9 protein-coding genes are annotated in these 7,463 nt (G+C 60.6%); 4 read left to right on the forward strand and 5 right to left on the reverse strand.

Annotation, left to right across the window (positions count from 1 at the left end; all coding sequences use genetic code 11):
* The 5 genes from ACRC1E_RS09565 to apaG all read right to left on the reverse strand — a co-directional run.
* Positions 1-216 (reverse strand): hypothetical protein (locus ACRC1E_RS09565; RefSeq protein WP_438514867.1); only part of this gene is annotated, 216 nt, incomplete at its 3' end.
* Positions 217-272: 56 nt separating this feature from the next.
* Positions 273-875: a lysine exporter LysO family protein gene (locus tag ACRC1E_RS09570; RefSeq protein ID WP_438514868.1), complete on the reverse strand. Its 603-nt coding sequence runs from the start codon at positions 873-875 to the stop codon at positions 273-275.
* A complete protein-coding gene (locus tag ACRC1E_RS09575) occupies positions 872-1,147 on the reverse strand; it encodes a LysO family transporter (RefSeq protein WP_438514869.1) in 276 nt (91 codons plus the stop codon). Before ACRC1E_RS09575 ends, ACRC1E_RS09570 begins: the two co-directional genes overlap by 4 nt.
* A gap of 134 nt (positions 1,148-1,281) precedes the next feature.
* A complete protein-coding gene (locus ACRC1E_RS09580) occupies positions 1,282-3,069 on the reverse strand; it encodes an ABCB family ABC transporter ATP-binding protein/permease (RefSeq protein WP_438514870.1) in 1,788 nt (595 codons plus the stop codon).
* A 216-nt stretch (positions 3,070-3,285) separates the two neighbouring features.
* Positions 3,286-3,663, reverse strand: a complete 378-nt coding sequence (apaG, locus tag ACRC1E_RS09585; protein ID WP_438514871.1) for a Co2+/Mg2+ efflux protein ApaG — start codon at positions 3,661-3,663, stop codon at positions 3,286-3,288.
* Between the two features lie 164 nt (positions 3,664-3,827).
* Here apaG and rpe point away from each other — a divergent pair, with 164 nt between their 5' ends.
* From rpe to trpE, 4 genes are all read left to right on the forward strand, one after another.
* Positions 3,828-4,511: a ribulose-phosphate 3-epimerase gene (gene rpe, locus ACRC1E_RS09590; RefSeq protein ID WP_438514872.1), complete on the forward strand. Its 684-nt coding sequence runs from the start codon at positions 3,828-3,830 to the stop codon at positions 4,509-4,511.
* 11 nt (positions 4,512-4,522) lie between these two features.
* Complete coding sequence (locus ACRC1E_RS09595; RefSeq protein WP_438514873.1) at positions 4,523-5,257, forward strand: SDR family NAD(P)-dependent oxidoreductase; 735 nt, start codon at positions 4,523-4,525, stop codon at positions 5,255-5,257.
* Between the two features lie 24 nt (positions 5,258-5,281).
* A complete protein-coding gene (locus tag ACRC1E_RS09600) occupies positions 5,282-5,950 on the forward strand; it encodes a phosphoglycolate phosphatase (protein WP_438514874.1) in 669 nt (222 codons plus the stop codon).
* 130 nt (positions 5,951-6,080) lie between these two features.
* Positions 6,081-7,463: anthranilate synthase component I (gene trpE, locus ACRC1E_RS09605; RefSeq protein WP_438514875.1), on the forward strand; the 1,383-nt coding region annotated here is incomplete at its 3' end.

Below are 7,463 nucleotides of genomic sequence, written 5' to 3' on the forward strand. Positions count from 1 at the left end.
CACGCCACCCCGCCGGCACGGCCCGTAACGGGTTTGCAGCGCGACTCTGGCGTCCCCCAGCGAGAGCCAGGACAGTTCTGCCCCGGCCGGGCTATCGATATTGGCGGGCAGGCCGGCAGGCGTGCCAAGCGGCATCTGCCGTTCGGCACAACCGGCAAGCATCAGAAAAAACAGACACCACAGCGGGCGATGCTGCCGGCCGGCCTTGGCTTGCATAACTGTCTCCCGGTAGCGCCGAATACCTCCAGCTTAGCTGGATACGGTGACAATACTCAGAAGCGGCACAGAAAAGTCACCAAGAAAGGCACCGACAGATCGACGGCAAAACCGTGCAGCATGGCCACGAACACCCAGTCACGCCCGCATACCCGCGAAATGACCGGCAAGGTAGTATCCATGGTGGTCGCGCCACCGGCAGCGATAGGCGCCAGCTTGCCAAAGGCGGCAAACAAAAGCGGTGCCATCAACAACGCAAAGATTTCACGAAACACATTGGACACCAGCGCGATGGTGCCCAACTCGGCGCCCTTGTACTGGGTAATGAAGATGGACGACAGCGAGTAGTAGCCGAAGCCGGCGCCCACCGCCATCGATTCGCTTGCCGAGATGTCATCCAGTGCAAAACTGATGGCGAAGCTACCCAGCAAGGTGCCGACAATGGTCGCCAGTGGAATCAGCAGGATTTTGGGCTGCATGCGCACCAGCGTACGGCGCAAGGTGTCGTCGGAACCCACCGAGACCCCGACGCAAAACAGCAGCAAAAACAACGCATACAGCGTGAAATCGCTCTTGGCCAGCCATAGTGGCAAGCTGCCCGACCAACCCAAGAACACGCCGGCCACGAAGAACGCAATGATAAGCAGCGTCCCCTTCATGCTTCATCCTTGCGGAAAAAGCGCAGATACACCCACCACGAGGCCAGCACGCTGCCCATGGTCGAGGCCAGAGAAATCGCCACACCCTTGACGCCTATGGTCGACAGATTGGCCAGAATCGCCTCATTGCCGCCCACCGACAGCCCGAGCAGAAACAGTAACAGGAAGATGGCCAGCGAAATCAGGCGGCCGATATGGCGCACATGGCGCCAGTCGCGCAGCAAATGGCCGGCGACCACGCCAGCCAGCAAACAGGCAATCACACTCAACATGGAAACTCCGCAAACAAGGGCTCTATTCGAAGCCGATGCACCATCTTTACCATGCAGTAGCGCATTGCTCAACCCGTATTGGATACTGTATCTGATTTTTAAATGACAAATCCGGTACTCACCGGCCCTGCTCGCTACGCGTCAGCCACCTCGCCCTGCTGCTGCAAAGCCCACATCTGGGCATAGCGCCCCCCCAGTTCCACCAGTTCTCGGTGTGTACCCTGTTCCAGCACCCGTCCTTTATCCAGTACCACAATCTGGTCTGCATCGATCACGGTAGACAGGCGGTGTGCAATCACCAGCGTGGTGCGTCCCTTGGCAATCGCAGCCAATTCCTGCTGAATCGCTTTTTCAGTCGAGGAATCCAGCGCGCTGGTCGCTTCATCGAAAATCAGGATAGGCGGGTTCTTGAGCAGGGTGCGGGCGATGGCTACGCGCTGCTTCTCGCCGCCGGAGAGCTTCAGGCCGCGCTCGCCCACCCGCGTGTCGTAGCCGTCGGGCAGACTGGTCACGAAGTCGTGAATATGGGCGCTTTTCGCGGCCTCTATCACCTCGGCTTCGCTGGCGCCGGGGCGGCCGTAGGCGATGTTGTAAGCGATGCTGTCGTTAAACAGCACCGTGTCCTGCGGCACAATGCCGATATGGGCGCGCAGGCTATCCTGACTCAGCTCGCGTACATCCCGCCCGTTGATACTGATACGGCCATGGCTGGCATCGTAAAAACGGAACAACAGCCTTGATAAGGTGGATTTGCCTGCACCGGAAGCACCGACGACCGCCAAGGTTTTGCCGGCGGGAATACTCAGGCTGACCCCGTGCAGGATCTGGCGATTACTGTCGTAGCCGAAGTCTACCTGCTCAAAACGTACACTGGCCTGATGCGTATCCAGCGCCATGGCGCCGCGGGCATCCTCCACCTCGGCACCCTCGTCCAGCAAGGAAAACATGCGCTCCATATCGGCCAGCGAATGGCGGATCTCGCGATAAACAAAGCCCAGAAAGTGCAAGGGCGACCACAACTGGGTGAGGAAGGCCGACACCAGCACCACGTCGCCCACACTCATCGTGCCATTGACCACGCCGCGTGCGGCCATCACCATCACCACCGTGACGCCAAATGCAATAATCACGCCCTGCCCGGCGTTGAGCATGGACAGCGACACCTGATTCTTGACCGCCGACTTCTCCCATGCCGCCAAACCCGCATCGTAACGCGCGGCTTCCAGCTTTTCATTGCCGAAATATTTGACGGTCTCGTAATTGATCAGCGCATCGATGGCCTTGCTATTGGCCTTGGAATCGAGCTCGTTCATCGAGCGGCGGAACACGGTGCGCCATTCGGTCACCACCAGCGTAAAGCCGATATAGACGGCGATGGTGCCAAAGCTGACGATGGCAAACCATACATCGTAGCGCAGCAGCAAAATGCCGATCACCAAGGCAATCTCGATCAGCGTCGGCAGAATATTGAATACGGTGAAATTGAGCAGAAAACCGATGCCCTTGGTGCCGCGTTCAATGTCACGGCTCATACCGCCGGTTTGGCGGTTGAGATGAAAACGCAGCGACAAGCGGAACAGATGGCTGAAAATCTGCCGTGCCACCTGGCGGATCGCCCCCTGTATCACCCGGGCGAATACCGCATCGCGCATTTCCCCCAGCACACTGGACAGCAGGCGCGCGATGCCGAAACCGGCCAAGGCCATCACCGGCACTGCCAGCAAGGTCGCCGGCACCGACAGCGCATCGACAATATCCTTGAGAAACAAGGGCACCGTCACCGTCGCCACTTTGGCCAGAATCAGGCAGGACAAGGCAACAAATAGCCGCAATTTGAACTGCAACAAATAAGGCAGCAGGGTTTTCAGCGTTTTGACGTCGTTGCGATTGCTGGGCGCAGGCCCGGTATGGGTAAATCTCATAACAAAAACTTGCCTATAGTGACAGCTATACCAAAAGTAAATAAATAAGACTCAAGGTCTAAGCTATGTGGATTTTAATACTGGAAGCTCTGCTCGCCCTGCTACTGGGCTGCTTTATCGTCTGGTGGACATGGCCCAAACAATAACACCGGTAATGAATGCGCCCGTCGCCAGCACCTCGACGGCGATGCGGCGCAGCCAAAGCGGGCACAGCACTCAGTGCAGCATCCGCGGCAGGATCAGGTGAAACTCGGGGATCTCGGCGTCGAAGCGCTGGCCGTCATCGGCGTGCATCTGGTAAGTACCGCGCATCTGCCCCCACGGCGTCGTCAACTGGGCCCAGCTGCTGTATTCAAACACCTGTCCGGGTGCCAGATGTGGCTGTTCGCCTATCACGCCCTGCCCGCGCACCTCTTGTTGCTCGCCATGCGCATTACTGATCAGCCAGTGGCGGCTGATCAGGGTGGCGCCCAGACTGCCGGTATTGCTGATACGCACCCGATAGCCGAAGGCATACTGATCATGGGCGATATCGGACTGCTCTTCGACAAAAAAAGCACTGACCTCAACCTCAATGCGGTACTTCTCGCTCATCGCCTGCTCCCCGTGCGGCACGGTGCGGTCACCGGCCTTGAGATAATCTGTCCTGCATCATAACGCAGCCGGCACGACTTGCATCGGTCATCACAAGCCCGACATGACGCCAGCGCGCTCACGGTCTAAAATGCCGGCTTCCCCTACTAGGCCAGAGTTCATCCATGCGTCCATTCCGCCTTGCCCCCAGCCTGCTCTCCGCCGATTTTGCCCGTCTGGGCGATGAAGTCAAAAATGTCATCGCCGCCGGCGCCGACATCATCCACTTCGATGTAATGGACAACCATTACGTCCCCAACCTGACCATAGGCCCGCTGGTATGCGAGGCCATCCGCCCGCACACCACGGCGCCCATTGATGTGCACCTGATGGTCAAGCCGGTCGATGCACTGGCCGCCATGTTCGCCAAGGCCGGCGCCGACATCATCACCTTCCACCCGGAAGGCTCCGAACATATCGACCGCACCCTGGGCCTGATCCGCGAAGCCGGCTGCAAGGCAGGGCTGGTATTCAACCCCGGCACGTCGCTCTCTTATCTTGACCATGTAATGGACAAGATAGACATGATACTGATCATGTCGGTCAACCCCGGTTTTGGCGGCCAGAGCTTTATCCCCGAGGCGCTGAACAAGATCCGCGCCGCCCGCCTGCGCATCGATGAATATACCGCCCGCACCGGCCGCGAAATCGCACTCGAAGTCGATGGCGGGGTTAAGGTCGACAATATCCGTGAAATCGCCGAAGCCGGCGCCGACACCTTCGTGGCCGGCTCGGCCATCTATGGCCAGCCCGATTACAAGACGGTCATCGACGCGATGCGCGCCGAGTTGGCCAAGGTCGGCCGCTAATGCGGCACGGCGTGCTACTCACCGGCGCCTCGCGCGGGCTGGGTGCGGCGCTGGCGCGGGCCTTGGCCAGCGCCAACACCGACCTCATCTGCATCGCGCGCCACAGTGACGACACGCTGGCACTGCCCACCGGTGCGCGCCTGATCTGGATAGAAGCCGATCTGACCGACAGCGCGCTACTGGAGCTGGTGGCAGAGCGCGCACTGGCGGCACTGGGGCACGGGCCGTTTGCCTCGCTGACGCTGATCAACAATGCCGGCATGGTGGCGCCGATGGCCCCGTGCGGGCGTTATCCGGCAGCCGAAGTGGCCACCGCACTGGCGCTGAACACGCTGGCGCCCATGCTGCTGAGCAATGCCTTTCTGGCCTGGGCCGCAGGCAAGAGTAAGGATGTGCGGCTGCTCAATATCTCGTCCGGCGCCGCCGTCTCGGCCATCCCCGGCTGGAGCGTCTACGGCGCGAGCAAGGCCGCCATCGACCAGTTCAGCCGCTGCGTGGCCGCCGAACAAGGCTTGCTCGCAGATGGCGCGCGCGTGGCGGCCTTGTATCCGGGCGTGATCGATACCGATATGCAGGGCGACATCCGCGCCAGCGACGCCGATGATTTTCCGAACCGTGCCCGCTTCGATGCGCTCAAGGCCGAAGGTGGCCTGAGCAGCCCCGGCAATGCGGCAGCACGCATCACCGCCTATTTAAACAGCGCGGCTTTCGGGCGCGAACCAGTCGCCGATATCCGCAAAATCTGAAGCCTTATTAAAGAGACTACCCGTATGGATCTGAAACACATCAAGGCGGTCGCCTTTGATCTGGATGGCACACTATGCGACTCCATCCCCGATCTGGCCATTGCCGCCAACAAGATGCGCGAGCATCTGGGCCTGGCACCCTTGGCGGAAATGCGCATTCAGGATCATGTAGGCGACGGCATTGCCAGCCTGGTGCACCGCGCCATCACCGACGAGCGTAATGCCGAGGCCGAGCCTGCCTTGTGGGAAGCCGGTTACAGCTTCTTTATCCGCTATTACCGCGAACATCTGGCCGACCACACCCTGCTCTACCCCGGGGTCAAGGTCGGGCTTGAGCTGTTGAAAGTGCTGCGCCTGCCCTTGGTGGTGATTACCAACAAGTCCGAACGCCTGGCGGTACCGCTGCTGGAGATACTGGAATTGGCCGACCTGTTCTCGCTGGTGATCGGTGGCGACACCCTCCCCGAGAAAAAGCCGTCCGCCTTGCCGCTGCAGCACACGGCCGCAGTGCTCGGCCTCAAGACCGAAGAAATCGCCATGGTCGGCGACTCGATCAACGACATCCTGTCGGCCCGTGCTGCGGGCAGCGCAGCCATCGCCGTGAGCTACGGCTATGCCGATGCCGCACAACTGGGTGCCGATATCGTGATCGACAACCTTGCCGAACTGTACGATTTAATGAAAAATGGGTGACAATTACCTTATTCCAATGAAAAGAAGTTAATCCATGCCGTTTCTCCCGGTTTCCCGCTGCTGGCGATGGCGTTGCCCGCCTGTTTGATACGCATCCAGCGCCATCCATCTACCGAAACCGGGAGTGACCATGCAAGAACATGAATTCAGCCGCCTAGCGGCACTAGGCTATAACCGCATCCCCGTTGTGCTCGAGCTGTTCGCCGACCTCGATACCCCCTTGTCGGTCTACCTCAAGCTTGCCAACGCGCCCTATTCCTACCTGCTCGAATCTGTCGTCGGCGGCGAGCGCTTCGGGCGTTATTCCTTTATCGGCCTGCCGGCCAGCACCCGCTTGCGCGTCAATGGCCAGCGCGTGCAGGTCGAGTACGGCGACAAGGTCATCGAGCACCACGAAGGCGACCCGCTGGCCTTTATCGAGACCTTCCAGTCGCGCTTTCGTACCCCGCCGGGGGCCGACCTGCCACGCTTCACCGGCGGGCTGGTCGGTTACTTCGGCTACGACACCGTGCGCTTTATCGAAAAGCGGCTGGCCGCAAGCCGCAAGCCCGACCCGGCCGGCACCCCCGACATCCTGCTGATGCTGTCCGAAGAGCTGGCGGTGGTCGACAACCTGTCGGGCAAGCTCACGCTGGTGGTGTATGCCGACCCGGCCATGCCCAATGCACTGGCCAAGGCGCATGCGCGTCTGGCGCAACTGCGCAGCCGCTTGCGCGAACCGCTGGCCATGCCGCTGTCGCTGCCCTCTCTACCCACTGCCGCCATCTCCGAATACGGGCAGGCCGCCTTCAAGGACGCGGTCGAATCGGCCAAGCGCTATATCGTCGACGGCGACATCATGCAGGTGGTGCTGTCGCAGCGCATGGCGATGCCGTTTAGCGACTCGCCTTTGTCGCTGTACCGCGCACTCAGAAGCCTCAACCCCTCGCCGTATATGTTCCTCTACCACTTCGACGACTTCCACGTGGTCGGTGCCTCGCCCGAGATTCTGGTACGGCGCGAACACGACACCGTCACCGTGCGCCCGATTGCCGGCACCCGCGTGCGCGGCAAGACCCGCGACGAAGACGAAGCACTGGCCGCCGACCTGCTATCCGACCCCAAGGAAATCGCCGAACATGTAATGCTGATGGATCTGGGACGCAACGATGTCGGCCGCGTCGCGACCACCGGCAGCGTGCGCATCACCGACAATATGGTGATAGAACGCTACTCGCACGTGATGCACATCGTCTCCAGTGTCGAAGGCAAGGTCGCGCCCGACACCAGCAATATCGCGGTCCTCAAGGCCGCCTTCCCCGCCGGCACCCTCTCCGGCGCGCCCAAGGTGCGGGCGATGGAAATCATCGACGAATTCGAACCGACCGGGCGCGGCGTCTACGGCGGTGCCGTCGGCTATCTCGGCTTCAATGGAGACATGGATCTGGCCATCGCCATCCGCACCGCAGTGATCAAGAACGACACCCTGTATGTACAGTCCGGTGCCGGCATCGTCGCCGACTCGGTGCCGGAA

This window comes from Craterilacuibacter sp., assembly GCF_051659485.1.
Lineage (GTDB): Bacteria > Pseudomonadota > Gammaproteobacteria > Burkholderiales > Chromobacteriaceae > Craterilacuibacter.

Bases quoted from the DNA above. Each gene is read 5' to 3' on its own strand.
- ACRC1E_RS09570 (WP_438514868.1), bottom strand. From the start codon at position 875: ATGAAGGGGACGCTGCTTATCATTGCGTTCTTCGTGGCCGGCGTGTTC.
- ACRC1E_RS09575 (WP_438514869.1), bottom strand. From the start codon at position 1,147: ATGTTGAGTGTGATTGCCTGTTTGCTGGCTGGCGTGGTCGCCGGCCAT.
- ACRC1E_RS09580 (WP_438514870.1), bottom strand. From the start codon at position 3,069: ATGAGATTTACCCATACCGGGCCTGCGCCCAGCAATCGCAACGACGTC.
- apaG (WP_438514871.1), bottom strand. From the start codon at position 3,663: ATGAGCGAGAAGTACCGCATTGAGGTTGAGGTCAGTGCTTTTTTTGTC.
- rpe (WP_438514872.1), top strand. From the start codon at position 3,828: ATGCGTCCATTCCGCCTTGCCCCCAGCCTGCTCTCCGCCGATTTTGCC.
- ACRC1E_RS09600 (WP_438514874.1), top strand. From the start codon at position 5,282: ATGGATCTGAAACACATCAAGGCGGTCGCCTTTGATCTGGATGGCACA.